The sequence below is a fragment of the Tenacibaculum discolor genome (assembly GCF_003664185.1).
Classification (GTDB): Bacteria; Bacteroidota; Bacteroidia; order Flavobacteriales; family Flavobacteriaceae; genus Polaribacter; species Polaribacter discolor.
In genome coordinates, this window is record NZ_RCCS01000004.1 from 166390 (window position 1) to 186717 (window position 20328).

The 20328-nt window shown below is 29.3% G+C and carries 20 protein-coding genes and 1 other RNA gene; 12 read left to right on the forward strand and 9 right to left on the reverse strand.

All coding sequences use genetic code 11. The features are described 5' to 3' along the window. The first annotated feature begins 1 nt into the window (after position 1). Positions 2-1066: a phytase gene (locus C8N27_RS01205; protein ID WP_121145886.1), complete on the forward strand. Its 1065-nt coding sequence runs from the start codon at positions 2-4 to the stop codon at positions 1064-1066. Positions 1067-1133: 67 nt separating this feature from the next. Here C8N27_RS01205 and C8N27_RS01210 read toward each other — a convergent pair whose 3' ends face one another. From C8N27_RS01210 to C8N27_RS01220, 3 genes are all read right to left on the reverse strand, one after another. Next, complete coding sequence (locus C8N27_RS01210; protein WP_121145888.1) at positions 1134-1649, reverse strand: DUF4136 domain-containing protein; 516 nt, start codon at positions 1647-1649, stop codon at positions 1134-1136. A 102-nt stretch (positions 1650-1751) separates the two neighbouring features. After that, positions 1752-3236 carry a S8 family peptidase gene (locus C8N27_RS01215; protein WP_121145891.1) on the reverse strand — a complete coding sequence of 495 codons (1485 nt, stop codon included), beginning with the start codon at positions 3234-3236 and terminating at the stop codon, positions 1752-1754. A 178-nt stretch (positions 3237-3414) separates the two neighbouring features. After that, a complete protein-coding gene (locus tag C8N27_RS01220) occupies positions 3415-4413 on the reverse strand; it encodes a M28 family peptidase (protein WP_121145893.1) in 999 nt (332 codons plus the stop codon). A 67-nt stretch (positions 4414-4480) separates the two neighbouring features. Here C8N27_RS01220 and kdsA point away from each other — a divergent pair, with 67 nt between their 5' ends. From kdsA to C8N27_RS01235, 3 genes are read left to right on the forward strand one after another with little or no spacing between them, the layout of a single operon-like run. Beyond that, positions 4481-5299, forward strand: coding sequence for a 3-deoxy-8-phosphooctulonate synthase (kdsA, locus tag C8N27_RS01225; protein ID WP_099215270.1), 819 nt, complete (start codon positions 4481-4483; stop codon positions 5297-5299). 40 nt (positions 5300-5339) lie between these two features. After that, complete coding sequence (locus C8N27_RS01230) at positions 5340-6290, forward strand: transglutaminase domain-containing protein (RefSeq protein ID WP_121145895.1); 951 nt, start codon at positions 5340-5342, stop codon at positions 6288-6290. A gap of 45 nt (positions 6291-6335) precedes the next feature. Continuing rightward, a complete protein-coding gene (locus tag C8N27_RS01235; protein ID WP_121145897.1) occupies positions 6336-7298 on the forward strand; it encodes a transglutaminase domain-containing protein in 963 nt (320 codons plus the stop codon). On the opposite strand, the gene C8N27_RS01240 is transcribed toward C8N27_RS01235, so the two are convergent. Continuing rightward, the gene (locus C8N27_RS01240) at positions 7291-7665 is read right to left on the reverse strand and encodes a DUF1801 domain-containing protein (protein WP_121145899.1); all 375 of its coding nucleotides are present in this window, start codon (positions 7663-7665) and stop codon (positions 7291-7293) included. The two genes, C8N27_RS01235 and C8N27_RS01240, sit on opposite strands and share 8 nt — an antisense overlap. A gap of 78 nt (positions 7666-7743) precedes the next feature. Between C8N27_RS01240 and C8N27_RS01245 the strand changes: the two genes are divergently transcribed. From C8N27_RS01245 to C8N27_RS01260, 4 genes are all read left to right on the forward strand, one after another. Next, positions 7744-8352, forward strand: coding sequence for a hypothetical protein (locus tag C8N27_RS01245; RefSeq protein WP_121145901.1), 609 nt, complete (start codon positions 7744-7746; stop codon positions 8350-8352). 32 nt (positions 8353-8384) lie between these two features. After that, positions 8385-8681 (forward strand): winged helix-turn-helix domain-containing protein, encoded by a 297-nt coding sequence (locus C8N27_RS01250; RefSeq protein ID WP_047789877.1) that lies wholly within the window; start codon positions 8385-8387, stop codon positions 8679-8681. Between the two features lie 57 nt (positions 8682-8738). Next, positions 8739-10124 (forward strand): cell envelope integrity protein CreD, encoded by a 1386-nt coding sequence (gene creD / locus C8N27_RS01255; protein WP_121145903.1) that lies wholly within the window; start codon positions 8739-8741, stop codon positions 10122-10124. A gap of 62 nt (positions 10125-10186) precedes the next feature. Further along, positions 10187-10567, forward strand: coding sequence for a ribosomal maturation YjgA family protein (locus tag C8N27_RS01260; protein WP_121145905.1), 381 nt, complete (start codon positions 10187-10189; stop codon positions 10565-10567). On the opposite strand, the gene C8N27_RS01265 is transcribed toward C8N27_RS01260, so the two are convergent. Together C8N27_RS01265 and C8N27_RS01270 are read right to left on the reverse strand one after the other, a co-directional pair. After that, entirely contained in the window at positions 10547-10762 is a 216-nt protein-coding gene (locus C8N27_RS01265) for a DUF3820 family protein (RefSeq protein ID WP_099215263.1), read from the reverse strand. The two genes, C8N27_RS01260 and C8N27_RS01265, sit on opposite strands and share 21 nt — an antisense overlap. A 41-nt stretch (positions 10763-10803) precedes the next feature. After that, the gene (locus C8N27_RS01270) at positions 10804-12012 is read right to left on the reverse strand and encodes an NAD(P)-dependent oxidoreductase (RefSeq protein ID WP_121145907.1); all 1209 of its coding nucleotides are present in this window, start codon (positions 12010-12012) and stop codon (positions 10804-10806) included. A 229-nt stretch (positions 12013-12241) separates the two neighbouring features. Between C8N27_RS01270 and ssrA the strand changes: the two genes are divergently transcribed. The 4 genes from ssrA (at position 12242) to C8N27_RS01290 (ending at position 17463) form a co-directional block, all read left to right on the forward strand. Further along, positions 12242-12636: a transfer-messenger RNA gene (gene ssrA / locus C8N27_RS01275) on the forward strand. A 396-nt stretch (positions 12637-13032) separates the two neighbouring features. Continuing rightward, positions 13033-16089 (forward strand): Eco57I restriction-modification methylase domain-containing protein, encoded by a 3057-nt coding sequence (locus C8N27_RS01280; protein ID WP_121145909.1) that lies wholly within the window; start codon positions 13033-13035, stop codon positions 16087-16089. 3 nt (positions 16090-16092) lie between these two features. Further along, the gene (locus C8N27_RS01285; protein ID WP_121145911.1) at positions 16093-16710 is read left to right on the forward strand and encodes a hypothetical protein; all 618 of its coding nucleotides are present in this window, start codon (positions 16093-16095) and stop codon (positions 16708-16710) included. A gap of 30 nt (positions 16711-16740) precedes the next feature. Continuing rightward, on the forward strand, positions 16741-17463 hold the full coding sequence (locus C8N27_RS01290) for a HEPN domain-containing protein (RefSeq protein WP_121145913.1): 723 nt from the start codon (positions 16741-16743) through the stop codon (positions 17461-17463). Between the two features lie 280 nt (positions 17464-17743). Here C8N27_RS01290 and C8N27_RS01295 read toward each other — a convergent pair whose 3' ends face one another. From C8N27_RS01295 to C8N27_RS01305, 3 genes are all read right to left on the reverse strand, one after another. Next, positions 17744-18613, reverse strand: a complete 870-nt coding sequence (locus C8N27_RS01295) for a hypothetical protein (RefSeq protein WP_121145915.1) — start codon at positions 18611-18613, stop codon at positions 17744-17746. Between the two features lie 241 nt (positions 18614-18854). After that, on the reverse strand, positions 18855-19169 hold the full coding sequence (locus C8N27_RS01300) for a hypothetical protein (RefSeq protein WP_121145917.1): 315 nt from the start codon (positions 19167-19169) through the stop codon (positions 18855-18857). Between the two features lie 233 nt (positions 19170-19402). Then, positions 19403-20290, reverse strand: a complete 888-nt coding sequence (locus tag C8N27_RS01305; protein ID WP_121145919.1) for an outer membrane beta-barrel protein — start codon at positions 20288-20290, stop codon at positions 19403-19405. Positions 20291-20328 lie beyond the last annotated feature (38 nt).

Consider the following 20328-nt stretch of genomic DNA (forward strand, 5'->3'; position numbering starts at 1 on the left):
AATGAATAATTTATATAAAATAACACTTACTTGCCTTATTTTAAGCGCTTGTAAAGTTGAAAAAATAGTACATCAAAACCCACAAACTAAACCAGTAGTAGCTTTAGTTGCTGACGCTGAAACAGAACCTGTTACTTCTTTTGACGACGCTGCTGATGATCCGTGTGTGTGGGTAAACCCTGCTGATGTAACAAAATCAACCATAATTGGTACAAACAAAAAAGAAGGTTTAGAAGTCTATAATTTAGACGGAAAACGCTTGTATTCTTATAAAATAGGACGTGTAAACAATGTTGATATTCGTGACGGATTTTCATTAAACGGAAAAGAAGTTTCGGTTGTTACTGCTAGTAATAGAACACACAATACTATTTCTGTATTGATTGTAAAGCCAACTGGTGAATTAGAAGATGTTGCTGCGAGAAAAATAACTTCTAACTTAAAAGAAGTATACGGTTTAGGGATGTACAAGAGCCCTAAAAATAACAAATTTTATGTTTTTATGGTTGGTAAAAAAGGCGGTATTGAACAATGGGAATTGTTTGAAAACAATACTCAAATTGACGCCAAGTTAGTCCGTGAATTTTCATTAGGAAGTCAAGGAGAAGGTATTGTTGCCGATGATGTACATGCTAAGGTATATATTGGTGAAGAAGATAAAGCCTTATGGAAATATGATGCAGAACCCAATGCTGAAAACAACCGTGTAAAGGTTATCAGCACCAAAGACTTGAATATAAAAGATGATTTTGAAGGTGTTACCTTATACGATGCTGGAAACGGAAAAGGATATATTATTTTATCCTCACAAGGAAATAACAGTTATGCTGTTTTCGATAGAGTTAGCAATCAATACTTAGGAAGTTTCTCATTAAAAGATGGTGTGATTGATGGTACCTATGATACGGATGGAATTGATGTAACTTCTGTTAATTTTGGTACAAAATACCCTAAAGGGTTCTTTATTGCGCAAGATGGTGCTAATACCCAAGGTAAGGACAGCTTGCATCAAAATTTTAAAATCATTGACTGGCAAAAAATTTCTAAAAGTCTACATTTAGATTAGTATACATAGTGTGTTTGTTGTGTAATTTGAAAAGCCTCTAAGTTAATTAGAGGCTTTTTTAACTATCTTATTTTGGCGGATAGTTATTAAGCACTTTTCCAACTACTTTTTGAAAATGTAATTTCTTTTGTTCTGGAGTCGCTTTTTCTCTTAATTCGCTAGTAACAATTCCTTGCCATATTAACTGGTTATTTTTACTCTCAACAAAATCAATGGTTAATTGCTGATTTATTTTTCTACTCTCAATAGGTATACCCCCTGAAATTCCAAATCCAACATTTCTTCCTCCACTTCCTAAGCCAACACCTATCGTATTTCTATTAAGAGACTCTCTTTCTTCAGATAAAATATTAATATACATATCTGGGTTTTCAGTCAATTGCATTCCTTTAGCTTCCAAAGCTACTGTTACTTCGTAAGTAACCCTTTTTATATCCAACTCATTTAAACCTTTACCAGCATCTTCAAAAAAATTAAAGGTTTTATACTGACTAAAATCTGTTTGACTATCGTAGTCATATACTACTTTAGAAGAGGAGCACCCAATAATAACTAGCAGAAAAAAATATTTGTAATACTTCATATATAAATTCTTTACGGTGTATTTAATCAAAAACTATACCTTATAAAAATACAAAAAGCCTCGCGTAAACGAGACTTTTTCTAAGGTTAGTTAGTTGATTTTTTATTGAACCGCTTTTAAAGCATCAATATTTCCATATCCAAACTCTGAATGCTTGTTTGGATAAAAATCAGCAGACTCTTTCATTTTTTGTAAAACTTGTTCTCTTGACCAAGAAGGATTTTTTGCCCATACCAATGCAGCAATACCTGCTGTAGTAGCTGTAGCTACAGATGAACCTCCAATATAATTTTCCTGCCCGTCATAATAACTTAATACAGGTATTTTATTATCCGTTCCGTTAGTACGTTGCATTTGTACAGTAAAATCAATTTGTGATCCTGTATGACATACATCACACTTGCTATATTGTCCTTCTTTAACACCTGTTACCGCAACAGTTTCAGACATACTTGCTGGAAAAATTACTCCATACCAAGTAGTAAATGAAGTAGAAGTTCCTCCTGCTGCTAAAATCATCTTTCCTTTGCTATGTGCATACTTTACTGCATCTGATACATTACCAATACTAAACGGAGAACCTAATGACATAGAAATAACTTTCACATCACTCCTATTTGCCAATGCTGTTAATGCTTCAACAACACCTCTTTTTTCATGGTAATCGTCAATTACTACATTTTCAACAGCTCTATACGTTACTAAGTTTGCGTTATAAGCAACACCTACAGGTAAATTATCATTATTTCTTGGAGCAGTAGCTACTGCTGCCATTTTAGTTCCATGACCACACTTGTCATTTACTCCATCATAATTATTAGACCAAGCCCACCAAGAATCTACAAAGGTTCCATATTTCTGAACTGTTCTTCCTGATGAATATCCATCGTTAAAATATTGATTCATCCATTTTTGTTCTGGTGATAAACCAGAATCAACAACCGCTACAGTTACACCTGAACCTGTACTGTAATTCCAAGCTTGTGAAATATTGTGTGCATCGAAAGACCATGGTAACCTAGCACCTGGTGATACTGTACGATAATCACTCGTATTTAAAGTTGCTGTACCATACCCACATCCTGAAGAACCTGATGAATCTGATTTAGCTTGAGCAGTTGACTCTAAAAAACTATATCCTCCTGGTTCTATATAACGAACTCTGCTGTCTTTTAATAAGACATTTATTGTTTCCTTGTTGGTAACTTTAATGTCTAATACATTAATACTTTCGTTTACATATAATTCCGTTTCTCCTTTTGCTGAAGTAGGTTCAAAACTTCTCACTAAGGCTAGTAACTCATTTTTAATATTAGCGCTTTCTTCACTCTTCGCATAGTTATTTTTTGAAGTACCGTAGCCTATAGTCAAGATATTCTCTCCATGATTCACTGCACTCCATATTGTATGAGCATCTTGTGACATCCATTTAAAATCTCCTGTCTTTTGTAAAGATTCCTTGATTTTTGAATTGATTTCTTTTTTGGTAAGTAAATCTTGATCTTGTTTTATGTCTAATGTTTCATCATTATTAGAACATGAGATCATAGTTAAAACAACCGTTAGACTTAAAAGTGTTTTTTTCATTTTCTGAAGGGGTTAAAGATTAAATTTATTTTTCCGAATATACTAAAATTTTAATATAATTTTAACACTTAACATAACTAAAGTTCACGATAATTAACATTACCTTAAAACCCACATGTAGAAAGCCAATAAAAAAAGGAGCCTATAGCTCCTTCTTTACTTTAAGTTTTCAATATGTTTACTCCATATTTACTCTAGAGGGTGTATCTTTTCCTTCAATAATACTTTGAGTACCTCTAGCAACTGCTTTTACAGTTTCTGTTAAAACAGTCATATTTAACGTTTCAGCCTCATCTGTTACTTTATGATAATCAGCATCAATATCAATTGGAGTGGTTGAAAATGTATGAGACGGCACCCCTAAACGTGCTAAAGAAGCATTATCCGATCTTAAGAACAATTGAAATTTAGGGTATGGATCTGGAAATAACTTGTATCCTGATCCTTCTAAATTCTTTTGAATTATTTTTCCAAAATCCGATTTATCAAAACCAGTTAACCATGCAGTTTTAGGTCCTGTTTTTGGTTGTTTTCCTATTAACTCTAAATTAATTCCAGCTATAAACTTATCGGCATCAATTCCTTTTCCAAAGTATTCAGAACCTACTAATCCCATTTCTTCAGCTGTAAAACATACAAACAAAATACTACGTTCATTATTTCCTTTTTTAGCATAATATTCAGCTAATGATAATACACCAGTAACACCAGAAGCATCATCATTCGCACCATTAAAAATTCTATCCCCTTCTCCGTCTTTCTTTACACCTAAATGATCATGATGTGCAGATACAATAACAAACTCATTTTTTTTAGACTTTCCTTCTAACAAGCCTATAATATTACTCATTTTAATTCCTTTATACTCGAAGTTTTGGCGATATGTAGTTAATGTATCAAAAGTTTTTAAACCAATTCTTTTGTATTCATTTTCTATATACTGAGTTGCTTTTTCCATTCCCTCAGTCCCAGGTTTCCTACCTTCCATTTCATCTGAAGCAAGTGTATATAAGTGTTTTCTTACTAAAATAGAATCAATTAACTCTTCTTTATTTTGTTTTTTCTGAGTTACCTCAACAGTATTCATAGCAACCTCGCTACTAGTATTTTTAGTTTGCTTACACGACAGTAAAACTGATACACTTACAAGTGCAAATGGATATAAAACTTTTTTCATTCTTTATTTATTTAAAAGCCTAAATATAGCCAATTTAATTTCTTAATTTTGTTGAAAATTTTTAAGGATGGCTTTAACTGATATTCCAAACATAAAACATACTGATTCAAACAACTTTTTCTTACTTGCTGGTCCTTGTGCCATCGAAGGAGAAGATATGGCTATGCGAATTGCTGAAAGGGCGATTACCATTACTGATAAATTAGAAATTCCTTATGTATTTAAAGGAAGTTTTAAAAAAGCAAATCGCAGTAGAATTGATAGTTTTACAGGAATTGGTGACGAAAAAGCATTAAAAATTTTACGTAAAGTTTCTGAAACTTTTAATATTCCTACCGTAACCGACATTCATGAAGTTTCCGATGCAGAAAAAGCAGCTCAATATGTAGATGTATTACAGATACCTGCTTTCTTAGTTCGTCAAACCGATTTAGTTGTAGCTGCGGCGAAAACTGGTAAAGTTGTTAACTTAAAAAAAGGACAATTTATGAGTCCTGAAGCTATGCAACATGCGGTAAAAAAAGTACATGATGCTGGTAACCAAAAAGCATGGATAACTGATAGAGGTACCATGTTTGGATATCAAGATATGATTGTTGATTTCCGCGGAATTCCAACCATGCGTCAATATGCTCCTACTGTGTTAGATGTTACACATTCGTTACAACAGCCTAATCAATCAAGTGGTGTTACTGGTGGACGTCCAGATATGATTGAAACAATTGCTCGTGCAGGTGTGGTTAACAATGTTGACGGATTATTTATTGAAACTCATTTTGATCCTGCCAATGCAAAGAGTGATGGAGCAAACATGTTACATCTTGATTATTTAGAAGGTTTACTTACCAACTTAGTAACAATTAGAAAAACCATTAATAATTTATAGGCACAATTTTTGTTTTATAAAGTTGTTTTTAAACTCATATATGAAACAACTTCTTTTTTTATTCTTTCTAATAACTAACCTTGTTAGCGCGCAAAACTTTTCTTTAGTTGAAAAAAAAGTTAATGGTTACCCTAAATTTAATAAAGTAGGAAATTTAGCTCAACAAATAGCAAGCGACTTTAAAACTGAAGAACAGCAAGTACAAGCTGCTTTTTATTGGCTAGCTCATAATATTAGATATGATTTAGACGGGTATTACAATCCAAAGCAAAAAAGAATTTCTTTTAGATACAGGAACGAGCAAGAAAGGTTAGAAAAGCTACAGGCCATAAAAGATAATATTGTTAACGAAACACTTATAACCAAGAAAGCTATTTGTGAGGGATATGCACAAACTTTTGCGAAAATTTGCTCAATACTTCAGATTGAGAATGAAGTTATAAAAGGATATATCAGAAATTCCTCAAACGATATAGCTAATCCTAAAACCAGCTCAAATCATGCTTGGAACGCTGTTAAGCTGAATGATAAATGGATTTATATTGATGCTACATGGGCAGCTGGTGTTGTGAATAATAACAGATGGCAACCTTCATTTAATGCTTACTACTTCAATTTTCCAAAAGAAAAATACTTTAAAGCACATTTTCCTGAAAAGAAACTTTGGCAATTAAGAGTTGGTAGAATGGATAAAAAAGATTTTTATAACCAACCAATTTATGATACTGCCTTTTTAAAATCAGATTTAGAATTAATAACTCCTTCTAAAGGGCTGTTAGAAAAAGATTCTATTATTGAATTAAAAATAAAAAATCTACGTCCTAATCAATCAGTTTCCTTTGGATATAGTGGATACCGATATGCAGTAAAACCACACAGCATATCTATCAAAAATAATGTTGCTACAATTACAACCTCTCCTCTTGAAAATAGCAAACGGCTATTTTTAATCATAGATAAAGAAGTTATGCTTGAATTCTTGATTCAGTAATTATTTTTCACTTTTATTGTTTATATTGCAATAAATTATTCCATAATGAAAACTTTATCCTTTCTTGTTTTATTTCTTTTCTTTAATAATGCTTCATTTTCTCAAGACCTAACTAAGGTTGATAAGATTATGTATTCTTACAACGGAATAACTTCAATAAAGGAATTATCTGAAAGAATAGATTATGATTTTAAAACTGATATAGAAAAAGTAAGGGCTATTTATACATGGATTGCTTTAAATATTGAATATGATTACTTTCCATCTAAACTATTAAAAGCTCCTGAATTTCTTTTCTATAATAATAATGATGATTTAAAAAGAATAAAACAAAATAAAATAAAGCTAGCTGCGCAAAAAACATTTAGAACAAGAAAAGGACTTTGCTCAGGCTTTGCGTATCTCTTTCATAGACTTTGCTACTTAATCAATATTGAAAATGAGTTAATCTATGGTTATACCAAAACATCTATTAATCAAATAGGAATAGTTCCTACAGAAAAAAATCATGTATGGAATGCTGTCAAAATAAACAACAAATGGCTTCTAATGGATGTTACTTTTGGTTCTGGATATTTATATAATGATGTATGGCAAAGGCATCTTAACTTAGAGTATTTTAATGCTAAAAAAAGTAAACTTAAGTTAACTCATTTTCCAGCTGATATTAAATGGCGACAATTCTTAAACCAAAAACCTTTAAAGGAATTCTGTTATGCTCCTCTATACAAAAAAGGTTTTCTAAAAAACAAACTAGAAATTTTAACTCCTAAATCAGGTAAGATTGTCACAAGTAATAGCAATAGAATTCATATAAAACTAAAGAAAACAGATAAAATAAAAGATGTGAAATATTTATTTTCTAGCAACTACAAAATACATAATGCTCAGATTATTAATAAAGAAACTTTCTCTTCAATTTATCTTAAACCTCCCAAAAAAAATACAACCTTACATATATATGTAAATAATGAACTATCATTAGAATATAAAGTTAAAGTTAATTAGCTTTACTCCAAAAACCTTTATGATTGTGTTTTGCTACTTCTTCTATAACTTGTAGTAGTATTTCTTCGTTAATTTCTTCTATTGATGAATAGCGAAGTGATTTTACAACTGCTCTTCCTTCTGAGACTAAAAAAACATCAAAATCTTCTAAAATACCTTTTGCCCAAAACCCAACATCAACAAAACCTTTTTTATGGGATGCATTCATATAGCACAGTTGTTTTCCGTTAATATAATATACTGGTATTTTCCACTTATACTTTAGTTCTAAATTCTGAAAATTACTTTCTATCAATACCTGTAGATGCAGTAAAATAGACTTGAATGGTTCTGGTTGTTTGAGTATATATTCTTCAGCTGGTTTCATTATTTCAAAAATACATTAAAATTTTATTTGTCTGTTTCATAAAATTATTTTTACTTTGTTTTTCAAAGTTCTTTAAAAATGAGTTCAGAAGATTATTTAAAAGACATATCAGAAATTAAGAACCTAATGAGTAAATCCTCTCGATTTATATCATTAAGTGGTTTATCTGGTGTTTTAGCAGGGATATATGCACTAATTGGTTCAGCTTATGCATATTGGTTAGTTAACAACAATTCTAATGGTTATTTGATGCTAGATGGAAAAATTTTCCAAATGGTCATCTTTGATTTATTGTTAGTTGGCTTTTTAAGTATTGCTACAGCTATCTTTTTAACCACAAGAAAAGCTAAAAAGAATGGAGAAAAAATTTGGGATGCCACCACAAGAAGGTTACTCTTAAATTTCCTTATCCCTCTAGTTTCTGGTGCAATCTATATCATTATCATACTAGGACATCAAAAATATGGGCAAACGGGTGCATTAATGTTACTTTTTTATGGCTTAGCGTTGATTAATGCTTCAAAATATACTGTTGGAGATATTAAGTATTTAGGCTATACTGAAGTTGTTTTAGGACTTACTGCTGCAATGTTACCTGGTTATGGTTTTTGGTTTTGGGTTATAGGGTTTGGAATCATGCATATTGTTTACGGTACACTTATGTATTTTAAACATGATAGAAAATAAGAACTATTTTCGTACTTTAAAATTTACCTTTTTTGAAAAACATTATTCTAAATATAAATAAAGCTTTTGATCATAGAATTAGACTGGGAATTATGTCTGTTCTTATGGTAAATGAATATGCTGAATTTACTACCCTAAAAGAATTATTAGGTGCTACAGATGGTAATTTAGCAAGCCATACTAAAGCATTAGAAAAAGTTGAATTTATTAGGATAGAAAAACAATTTATTGGTAGAAAACCCAATACTAGATACTACGCTACAGAGCTTGGCAAACAAGAATTTAAAAAACATATTGACGCTTTAGAAAAACTGATTAAAAATAAATAACACTAATTTTTTTATTATTTAACTTTGAAATTCAAAGTTCTTTTAAAATAACAAACTATGGAAACATCAAACAAACAAAGCGGAAGGTTCGGAAAGTGGGTAAAAACATCAATCACAGCTAGAATGTTAATGATTGGATTTTTAATTCTCATTCTTTTAATTCCTTTATCCTTCATAAAAAGCTTAATTGTTGAGCGAATGAATCGACAGCAAGAAGTTGTACAAGAAATCAATCAGAAATGGGGTAAAGAGGTATTGTTATACGGTCCTATTTTAAAAGTTCCGTACAAAACATATAAAGAGAAATTTGTTAGAAATCAAAAAACAAAAGAAACTCAAACCGAGATTGAAGAAAAAATTAAATATGCTTACTTTTTTCCGAAGAAATTAAATATTAAATCATCTATAAATCCTGAAGAGAAAAAACGTGGTATTTATAAAACAGCTGTGTATAATAGCAATATAGATATTGATGGAAGTTTTACAAAGCCTGATTTTAGTGAAAAAGATATTAATGAAGAAGACATACTTTGGAACAAAGCTCGATTAATTATAAAAACTTCTAATTTAAAAGGAGTTAACAACTTAGTTGAAATAAAATTGCATAAAAACACCTATGCTTTTACTTCTAAATATGAAGATGATGCTAGTAATGAAAAAGCATACTACAACTATTTAAACCTTCATAAATTAGAGAGTAAATTTTTAAATGAAGAAGACCTTCCTAAAAAATCAGATACAAACTTTAGTCTATCACTAAGTATTAATGGAAGTAAACAAATTCGTTTTATTCCTATTGGAAAAGAAACATCCGTTCATATAAACTCTGACTGGAAAACTGCTAATTTTATTGGTGAATATCTTCCTTTTAACTCTGACAAAATCTCTGATAATGGTTTTGATGCTAAATGGAAAATACTAGATATCAACAGACCATTTTCTCAACAATCTTTTAATGGAATTCCAAACTTAAAAGAATATGCTTTTGGTGTAAACTTTATGATTCCTGTAGACGAATATCAAAAAAGTGAACGATCAGCTAAATATGGATTCTTGGTGATTGGACTTACCTTTTTAATCTTCTTTTTAATTCAAACAATGAGTAAAATATCCATTCATCCATTTCAATATTTAATGATTGGTGTTGCCTTAACTATGTTTTATACATTACTAATATCAATTTCTGAGCATAGTAGCTTTTTAAAAGCCTATTTAATTGCTTCTATAGCTGTAGTGCTGTTGATTACCTTGTATTCTAAATCCATTTTAAAAGGCATTAAATTCCCATTATTTGTTGGAGCTTCTCTTACCACATTATACGCCTTTATTTTTGTAATTATTCAACTTGAAAATTATGCTTTATTAGTAGGTAGTGTTGGACTATTTATTATTCTTGCTTCAGTAATGTATGCCTCAAGAAAAATAGACTGGCAAAACGATTAATTAATAATACTTAATAAGCAAACTATCATGCTGTATGGTAGTTTGCTCTTACATAAACAACTATGAAATTTAATTTGAAAAACTTTCTTGTTTTTGCTTTTCTTTTACTACTAGAAATTGCAATAGCTCAAACTTCAGGGTTTATAAGACATACTTTTGGTGACTTTTTAGTAGTTATCTTACTCTTTTATTTAGTAAAAGCTTTCTTTAATCTCTCTAATAAAACTGTCGGAATTTCAGTACTAATGTTTGCTTATAACGTAGAGTTTTTACAATTAACTCCCCTCTTAGAATTTCTCGGTTTAGAAAATAACCGATTGGCTATAATTATATTTGGTGCTACTTTTAGTATTGGTGATTTAATAGCTTATACGCTGGGAGTTGGCACTATTCTACTTTTAGAAAAAATTTTAACTCATAAATTATCTTCTAATCTTTCGTAAGATGTCTTCTAGTCCGTTTAATTTCAATTCATAAACCAACTCTAGCATCGTACCTAACTTACCTTTAGGAAAGCCTTTATTTTTATACCAAACAATATAATATTCAGGAATTTCAATTAAATACGTTCCTTTATATTTACCAAAAGGCATTCTCATGTTTGCTGTATCAATTAAAAATTGCTTGTCTGGTATCATATTTAAATAAAAAATCCCGCCGAAGCGGGAGTTAAATTGTGTTATTCTTTTCCGTCTACGTAATCTTGCAAATATGCATAACGTTTGGTTAATTTACCAGTATTAGTTGTCATTTTTGATCTAGCTAAAATTCCATCTTTATCATTGTTATAAAATGCAGGAATTACATGCTCTAAAAACATTTCTCCAAAACCTTCACTAGCATCTTTTGGCAATTCACAAGGTAAATTATCTACAGCCATTACCGTGATAGCTTTTTTATCTTTATAATCAATTTCTGATTCTGTTTCTGGGTTGTAGCCATAAATAGGATCAGCTATTGTAGAAGCTCTTAATGTTGATGCCACAGGTCCATCAATATCACATGAAATATCAGCTACATACTTGATTCTAAACTCAGGATGTTTAGCATCTTCACGTGTAAATAAATACGGTGCTCCATCTCCATAAAAATGTCCCGCTATAAAGAAATCAGTTTGTTTAGCATACGTCATAAAATTACTTTCGTAACCAGTTGGATCTTTATAAAACTCAAACTTATCTCCTACTTTACCATCTTTACGTTTTGCATATTCCATTACATCAGCTATACAATATACTGGCTCAGTAAACTCACTTGTTAAATACAAAGCATCACTTACTTGTTTAATTTTTAGATGGTCTAATATTTCTTGAGCCCCCTTAGCTACTTTTCCTGTTCCTGTTAATAATATTTTAATGTTTGGTAAGCTTATTTTATCTAATTCAGCTTTTACCGCATCTAAATCGGCTAAGGTTTCTACTTTAGGTAAATTGAATAAACCTTCGCGTAAGCCCAAAGCTCTAAAACCATTATATGCACCTACTAAACCTGCATAACGACCAAAACCAATTAAACGAGCTCCGTTTTCTTTTATAATAGTTTCATGATCGAACATTTCAATATTTTTTTCTAACATAGCTTTTAACAACTTACGATTGTATGGTTGCTTTTTTATAGTATGACTAAAGAAAAAGTATTTTTTATTTGGTATTAAATTGTCTACAGGAACTTCTTTTACTCCTAATAATACATCACAATCAGAAACATCATTTGTTACTTCAAAACCTGCTTTTGCGTAAGCCTCATCAGAAAAAACTCGGATATCTGAACTTTCTACCACTATTTCTGCTTGAGGAAACTGTTGTTTAAACTCTTGCAGTTTTTCTGGAGAAAATACGACTCTTCTATCAGGTGGGTTTTTACGCTCTTTTATAATTCCGAATTTCATAATTGATTTTGTATTAAAATTAAACAATTTTACATATAATGTTATAGTTTATAACAATTGCAGCGAAAATACTCGTTTTAAAATGATTGTACAAGTAGTATTTTTTTATATTTGCATTCTCTTGTTTAAGTAGTATATCTTTATAGTACTGCCAAACTAAATTGCATAGAATTACAAAGATTATCTGGTATATTTTTTGCAGAGATATTTATAGCATCTTTGACATATTGGGGACGACTGGTTTTGACAGCGAGATTAGTGAAAATGTAAGCATACCGAGGAGTGAAATGATAACTCGTTAAACTTATTTCAAACATTTAAACGGCGAAGATAACTACGCTTTAGCTGCATAATCTGAATTAACAGTAAGATTTGCCTCGGCGCACAAGGTGCGCAAGCTAAATGTCCACGAAAAGCCTTGGTTTACGGCGTTTCATTTTTGGGCATCGTAAAAGTAAACATAGAGAACTTAGAGCTTCGATAGGTTTTCGAAACTAAAGAAGATAAGTTAAGATTGGGCAGTTTTTGGTCAGGTCTTAATCGAAAATTAAACAAAAACTAAGTATGTAGAAAGCTTTTGAGCTACTTGTTTGGACCCGAGTTCGATTCTCGGCGTCTCCACTTTTAACCCTTGTAAACCCAGTATTTACAAGGGTTTTAATATACAGGTGTCGTTTTAGGTGGTCTATTTAGAGCTTTTCTACTCTATCTAATTTTTTTAGAAAACTAAAAAAATAACTCCACATTAAAAAAAGCGTTCATTTTTTCCTTTTATTATACACAATATCTTATAAAACAAACCTCCTCCTTTATAAAAAGGAGTTATAAGAGATTAAAAAATCACTAATATTAAAATTATTATAAACACTTCCTTATTTAAATTGATTAACTACATTGTAGAAGCAATTTATGCTTAGGAAGTTAACATCCTAAATAGAGATCCTCTGATAAACTTTAAAATCAAGCACCAAAATTTGTATATTTGAATCGGACAGATAACGATAGATAAAGGGTTGTTAAATGATAAAATCGGATGTAATAAAAAAATTAGGTTTTGATAGAGCTATATCAGTTCCTACCCATGAAGATTATGCTCATTTATCTGAAAGTCAGCAATCAGTTTTAAGTGATATTAAATACTTTGGTATTGACAAAGTTTATTTTTCAACTGATACAGATAGTAATAGTTATCCGTCTATATTTTTGAAAGAAGTAGATTCTTTTAACTCTGATGTTTTATTTGAAATCACCAATATTCATAGACTTATATGGAATTATAAAAAAGTACTTTTCTTTTATGTTTATAGTGATACTGAAATTCGTATTTACAATTGCTCTGAGAAGCCTCTAATTATTACTGAAGAAAAAAAAGATTTAAATTCAGAACTTAAAAAAATAGAATTAAAATCTTATGAGTTTAAAGATGAGAGGGCTTTAGAAGAGTTATCAAATTTATTTTCTACTATTTCTGTTGATTCTGGAGTTATTTGGACTATCGAAGAAGCTTATACAATTCGAGAAAAAATAAATTTACAAAGAAGGGTTGATAAATATCTTGTTAAGAGTTTAATAAATACAGCTAAGCAATTACAATCTGAGGGGCTTGGTATTAATGCTATTCATAAAATAATTATGCGATCTTTATTCCTCTTATATCTTGAGGATAGAGGTGCAACTGATGAAAAGTTTTATTCACAAATTAAAAATGGTGCTAAATCTTATTTTGATATTTTAGATAATGATTCAGATACATACACATTATTTAATAAACTTCAAGAACATTTTAATGGAAATGTTTTTACAATTGACGAAGACGAACAAATTACAGTCTCTCAATTAAAACTAATAAAAAAGTGTTTTATTAGTGGGAATGATGATAATTATGGACAAATTCAGTTATTTGATAATTGGAGATTATTTGATTTCAGTATTATTCAAATTGAATTATTAAGTGAGATATATGAAAATTTCTTATCTGAAATTAATCCTGAATTAAAACAAAAAACAGGAACATATTATACACCTCCTTCTCTAGTTGAGCTCATCTTGAATGAGAAGTTACCTGTTTCAAAACAAGAAAAAAAATATAGATTAAAAGTATTAGATCCTTCATGTGGGTCTGGGATATTTTTAGTACAAAGTTTTAAAAGACTTGTAAAGAGATATGAAAATAAACATGGGAAAAAATTAACAGATTTTAATATTCTAAAAAAAATATTATTAGAAAATATTTATGGAATTGAAATTCATCCTCAATCAATTAAGGTTACAGCTTTTAGTTTGTATTTAGCTTTAGTAGACAATTTGAATCCAAAAACACTATGGCAAAACAAAGACTATAGGCTACCTTATTTAATTAACAATCCTGATGACCTATCGTTAAAAAAGCAAGGGAGCAACCTTTATTGCAGAGACACAATTGATACAAATGAGGAAATAGAGAACATTGAATTTGATTTGGTTGTAGGTAATCCTCCTTTTGGAACAAAAGATTTATTACCATCAATAAGAAATTACTGCAATAAATACGGTTTTGCTAAAGAAATGGTTTTACCTTTTCTACATAAATCAATAAAGTTTAGCCCAAATGGGGAGATTGCATTAATTTTCAATACTAAGGTTTTAACAAATACAGGAAGTACTTATTCAAATTTTAGACAATGGATATTTAATGATTGTTATGTAGAGAAAGTCTATAATTTTTCAATTTTACGGAATGCTAAAAAGAATTTTGGCGGACAACTATTCGGTTCGGCTACAGGCCCTATAAGCATTGTTTATTATAGAAATAATCCTCCTGAAAATAAATCTGATAAAGTTATCTATTATGCTCCAAAAACTTATATTAAGTCTAATGTAATTGAAGGTGTAAGTATAGATCCTACAGATGTAAAATATATTCCTAGAGTAGAGTGTCAAAAAAAAGATACAAGTATATGGAAAATAGCTATGTGGGGAAGTCTGAAGGATTTAGAGTTCTTGAAAAGATTAATCAAAAAGCATCCATCAATTAAAGGTTTTCTTAAAAAAGAGAGTATTGATTATGGGGTAGGGTTTGAATTAAGCAGTCCAAATGATAAGTTAAATACAGAAATTAAAAACTTACCTATTCATACACCTAAGAATATAGATTACTATTATACTCCTGTACCTTCAAAAAGAATTGAAAACATTAAATTTAGAAGATTAGGTAAGCAAGAAGCCTATATGACCCAACATATATTGTTGAATGAAGGAGTTAAGGTAAACGAAGTGACTAATAGTTTAAGCGTGATGTCTTCTTTTGTAGAATATAAAAGTGCTTATACTAAGGGGATTGTAGGGGTTTTTTCAAGAAAAGATGATTTTGATACTTTAAAAATATTAACACTTTATTTAAATTCTTCATTTATAAAATATTTTGCGTTTTTAACTACTTCTAGCTGGGGAATTGAAAGAGATGTGGTAAAACATAAGGAACTTTTCCAGGCTCCTTACATCTTGTCAAACATAGATCAAAAAACTAATAAAAAATTGTTGAATTTGTTTAATCAACTTTTAAAAGAAAAGAAAGAAATAATACAGGTGAAATCTGATGTTGAAGAACAAGTACAGGAATTAATTTTTAATAATTTCTCAAGAAGAGAAAGGTTTATTGTTGATGATCTAATCAACAACATAGACTTATTTCACAAAGGAGAGAAATCAAGAATGTTATTACCTGTAGTTAATGTGAAAAATTATTCTGAGGTTATTTTAAATGAATTAAATAACTTTTTAAGTGGTCAAAATATCTACGCAAATATTACAACTTATGAAATTCATCGATTTTCACCTCTTATGATGATAAAGGTTTCTTTTGAGAGTTCTAAGAAAGAAATCTTTCAGTCAGATGAAGATATTAGTAATGCTCTTAAAAAAATTGATAAACACTTATGGGAAAAGAAATCTACAAATATTTATTTTAGAAAAAAGCTTAATTATAAAAGAAACGACTCTATCTATTTGATTAGACCTAATCAAAGAAGATTTTGGTCAGAAGCAATTGCTTTAGACGATGCAGAAGAGTTAATTCTTGAAATTTTAAATGGTATTTAAAATATGAGCTTGAATATTGATATTGCTAAAAAATTTCGAAAAGCTTTTGAAACAAGATGTTTTACACTAATTGTTGATGCATATAAAGTTGCTATAGATAATAAATCTATCAAGTTGGATTGGGATGAAAATGATGTTACTGCTGAATTACATAGTTATATTGATTCAAATCAAAAACGTATTGACTGGAAAATAATAACAAATGTAGAGCAACATATACCAAAAAAGAATATTGAAAAAGAAAAAGGATTCGCAGCTAAATTTCCAAGAATAGACATGCGTTTAACCACTTTTAGTTCTGACCAGGAATATAAATATCACTTAGAAGCAAAGAACCTAAAACAAAATAGCTCAAAATTAAAAAGAAGATATATTGATACAGGAATAGATAATTTTGTGTCTAAAAAATATTTAAATGGAAGTATTATCGGATACTTATTAGAAGGAGAAGTTCAAAAGACTATCGGTGGAATTAATTCTTTATTAACTAAGGATAATAGAGAAGATGAATTTTTAAATTCAAAAGTACTCACTTTGCATCCTGATTATTATGAATCTGAACATCCTGGTATAGAAATCTTAAAGCATATTGTTTTTGATTTTACAAAAACTGGTACTTAAAGAATATTTTTTTAACTCTATAATATTAATGTGAAAAAAACAACCTTACGATTCAATATAAATACTCTTTCAGGTTATGATTTTTATCCTTTTCTTGATGTAGCTAATTTAATAGATTATTCTTTAGAACTTAGAAATCAAACCTCAAGCTCTAAATTAAAAACTTCGATAAATTACAATATTATTCTTCAATGCTGCACTTTTTTAGAGGGCTCTTTAGGACAGATATTTGATTCAATTATTGAGTTTAGGAAAAATAATATTTTAAATTCAAATGATAAATATAAAGAATATACAATACAGACTTTAAATGATCTAGAAAAACGTATTGACAAAGCCCAATGGATGAATTATCCTGACATTTACAATTCTCTTTTTGGTCACAAACTATCTTCTAAGATAAACAATGAATCTTGGAAGGCTTTTCAAATTATGTTTAAACTTAGAAATGCCATTACTCATGGAAATGTAATTACGATTGAATACACACCTATTGATCAATCCAATAACTGTAAAATTGAAGTTCTTAAAAAATACTCTGATATTTATGACTATTTTAGTGAAAAAAAACTCATCGAAACTAATACTTATGGCTTTGTACATTTAATGAATGATAAAGTCGCTAACTATTTTGCTGAAAAAATTCCTGGGTTTATTCAGGAGATTGTAAATTCAATTACCGATAAAAGTGAGCAGTCTATTATAATGAATAGATTAATGTATTTGAATGAAAAAAAACAAGATAAAATATAATTACATCTAATACCTTTTCCTACATAATCTATTTATTTTTGTTTCGTACTATACAATTAGTTTTTCTATTATAACAGAAGATGAAAAAAATCTATGCTTTGACAAAGTCAAAGTATTCCGAATTATTTTTGCAGGCTCTTGCCTAAAAAATAATCCCTTTTTTCAATGAAAAAAGCGAACGCAGCTTTCGAAGAAAGTGTAGTGAGTACTACACTTCGTTTTTGATATACTTTGAGCCATAGCTAACAAAACCTTTCTATTTTCAACTTATCTAATTAATTTAATTTTGCTTAATTTCTTGTTCTTTTATACTAGACTGAAAGACTAACTCTGAAATATAATTTTGATTTATTGAGGAAACCTTAAAACTTTTTTTAAATACTATTTCACCTTTCAAAGTATCCGATGAAATAATACTATCCGTACATAAAAAATAATATTTATCATTTTGTCCAATTAAGTACTTTTTAATTTTATTCTCCCCTCTTAAAGTTTCATCAAAGTTAAGCTCCACTTTGTCTTTTGTTTTTAGGTAAACTTTTTCCCTTGTTGTTTGGATATCTGATGCCATAAATTCACCAAATAATTTACCGTTAAAAAAAAAGATAATTAATAGCACAAAAACTGTTAAAAACAAACTTACTATATGCTTTTTTCTTAGAAGAATAAAAAATATCATCATCACAAAAATATTAGAGAATAAAAGGATGCATACATTATACAAGTCTATAAGAGGTAAAATAACAACTAAAAAAAAACCTACTGATAAAATAACAGAAATAGACAATAAAAATATTGTAAGTCTAGTTATGGAAAAAGGCTTATCTTTTTCGTATAAATAATACTCAATAATTGCTGATAACCCTATAAAAACAAAAAAAAGAATCAATGTCATTGGTATAAAATTAGAATATAATTCTATAGATTTTATAAAAAATACATGCATTGACTCATATGTGTTTTCCCTGAAGTAATTATAACCAAAAACCTTAAAATAACTTTTAGTGTATGAATAAACAAACACCCAATAAATAATTGAGACTAAAAAAAAGAAAACTGAAATCCCTCCTCTAGCTGTAAAACCTATATTTACTTTTTTTTTAAACCACTCTTCTATATTTGCTAAAATATTATGATTTTTTCCTTTCATTGACTTTATTTTTAAATTAGATAAAAAACATTTTTTTAGCAAATAAAAAAATTATATATTGAACTATCTACAGAAAAATCTGTAGATTTCTTTTTCATAGCAATTTTCCCACTTCTCATGAAGTGGGTTTATTTTTAAATAAAAAAAGCCCATCAAAACTTTATTGACGAGCCATTATTAGTGTAGTACTCACTGCACTTTCTTCGAAAGCTAAGTTCTTTTTTTACTCAATTATCTAAAGTTAGGACAAATTGTCGGCAGCACTATTTCTATTAGTTTTTGAATGTCTTATAATCTTTTCGATTTCTTCTAATTTTGCTTTTAAAAGCCTATTTTGATGCTCTAAAGTTTCAATGCTTAATCTATGAATTTCAAACACTTTCTCATTCCTAGCTTTGATTAATTTATTATAGATAGCTCTCTTAGCTATGTTATTCTCTCTTATTTGAACTACAAGTTTTTCAACTAAGCTATATTTATCAAGACTTGGCTTATTTTGTGCCATCACACAATGACTCATCATCAGAACTAGTGATATTATTAAATATTTCTTCATTTTTATTCTTTTTAAAAGTTAGGACATATAGTCGGTGAGTTCAAAATATAGTTACCGAAGTGAAACAAGCAAAGATTTGAGGTAAGGAACGAATGTGACTTAACGATGATTTTGCGAAGTTTGAACGAGGTAACTATATTTTTTTAATGCTATCAATAACTCTAAGTATTTTGTTTTAGGTTTCTTTAGCCATAACTCAAAAGCACTCGGTTTGATAGACTATTCTTTTTAGATTATTTACCCAAATAATAGGTTATTCCTAAGTTAATTCCAAAAGATGAATAAGGAACTTTCTGTGACAACTGCTTTTCTGCAACAGGATTAGCTCCTAAAGGCAATTCATCAACATACTCAACATTTTTATTAAAAATAGGTGCTAAATCTGAGTAACTTGAATGATTAAAAAGTATACTCCTTACTTCATCGATAGATCTAGTTTCACCATTAACATTTGCTGAAAAATTAACCATCTTAGATGAATCTCTTGTAACACTAACCCCCATATACTCCAACTCTGCAAAAAGAAAAAGATTATTATTTAAGCCATACTTATACCCTACTGCTCCTATAAAACCTAAAGGAAGTCTTCCTTTATAATCTTGTGTATATTTTACATCAAGCTTTTCTGTCTGCGATAAAGCAATATTTATCTTTCCTTTAGATTCTGTTCTACCTCCTAATTTAATTAAAGCTCCAAAACGCCCATAAATATTATTTGTAAAATTATAAACTAAAGAAGCCGAAGCTCCGTAAGCTCTCCCTCTTGATTCAATATTAATGTATTGCGATTGATCAGGTAAATCAATTAATAGATTTTTTTGATCTGCTCCATTTAAATATCCAAAACCAATTTCAACACCAAAGTTTTCATCAAAAAGGTAACCTCCTCGTAATTGAGTATTCAATCCTTCTCCATAACTACCATAAGTATTTTCTACTCTTGTTCTTGTAGTCTCTGTTCCGAACCTAACTCCAGCACTTGAAAAAGAATATCCTCCACTTGCCGAAACATAAAATTGTGAACTTGTTTTTTCTTCTAAAGTAATTTTATTGTTTTGCGCGTTTACTGGGATATAAAATATGAGCAACAACCCCAATAACACTTTGTTTGTTTTTATCATTTCTTAATGTTTTAATTTAATACTAATTTTGTTTCATA

Bases quoted from the DNA above. Each gene is read 5' to 3' on its own strand.
- C8N27_RS01205 (WP_121145886.1), top strand. From the start codon at position 2: ATGAATAATTTATATAAAATAACACTTACTTGCCTTATTTTAAGCGCT.
- C8N27_RS01210 (WP_121145888.1), bottom strand. From the start codon at position 1,649: ATGAAGTATTACAAATATTTTTTTCTGCTAGTTATTATTGGGTGCTCC.
- C8N27_RS01215 (WP_121145891.1), bottom strand. From the start codon at position 3,236: ATGAAAAAAACACTTTTAAGTCTAACGGTTGTTTTAACTATGATCTCA.
- C8N27_RS01220 (WP_121145893.1), bottom strand. From the start codon at position 4,413: ATGAAAAAAGTTTTATATCCATTTGCACTTGTAAGTGTATCAGTTTTA.
- kdsA (WP_099215270.1), top strand. From the start codon at position 4,481: ATGGCTTTAACTGATATTCCAAACATAAAACATACTGATTCAAACAAC.
- C8N27_RS01230 (WP_121145895.1), top strand. From the start codon at position 5,340: ATGAAACAACTTCTTTTTTTATTCTTTCTAATAACTAACCTTGTTAGC.
- C8N27_RS01235 (WP_121145897.1), top strand. From the start codon at position 6,336: ATGAAAACTTTATCCTTTCTTGTTTTATTTCTTTTCTTTAATAATGCT.
- C8N27_RS01240 (WP_121145899.1), bottom strand. From the start codon at position 7,665: ATGAAACCAGCTGAAGAATATATACTCAAACAACCAGAACCATTCAAG.
- C8N27_RS01245 (WP_121145901.1), top strand. From the start codon at position 7,744: ATGAGTTCAGAAGATTATTTAAAAGACATATCAGAAATTAAGAACCTA.
- creD (WP_121145903.1), top strand. From the start codon at position 8,739: ATGGAAACATCAAACAAACAAAGCGGAAGGTTCGGAAAGTGGGTAAAA.
- C8N27_RS01260 (WP_121145905.1), top strand. From the start codon at position 10,187: ATGAAATTTAATTTGAAAAACTTTCTTGTTTTTGCTTTTCTTTTACTA.
- C8N27_RS01265 (WP_099215263.1), bottom strand. From the start codon at position 10,762: ATGATACCAGACAAGCAATTTTTAATTGATACAGCAAACATGAGAATG.
- C8N27_RS01270 (WP_121145907.1), bottom strand. From the start codon at position 12,012: ATGAAATTCGGAATTATAAAAGAGCGTAAAAACCCACCTGATAGAAGA.
- C8N27_RS01280 (WP_121145909.1), top strand. From the start codon at position 13,033: ATGATAAAATCGGATGTAATAAAAAAATTAGGTTTTGATAGAGCTATA.
- C8N27_RS01285 (WP_121145911.1), top strand. From the start codon at position 16,093: ATGAGCTTGAATATTGATATTGCTAAAAAATTTCGAAAAGCTTTTGAA.
- C8N27_RS01295 (WP_121145915.1), bottom strand. From the start codon at position 18,613: ATGAAAGGAAAAAATCATAATATTTTAGCAAATATAGAAGAGTGGTTT.
- C8N27_RS01300 (WP_121145917.1), bottom strand. From the start codon at position 19,169: ATGAAGAAATATTTAATAATATCACTAGTTCTGATGATGAGTCATTGT.
- C8N27_RS01305 (WP_121145919.1), bottom strand. From the start codon at position 20,290: ATGATAAAAACAAACAAAGTGTTATTGGGGTTGTTGCTCATATTTTAT.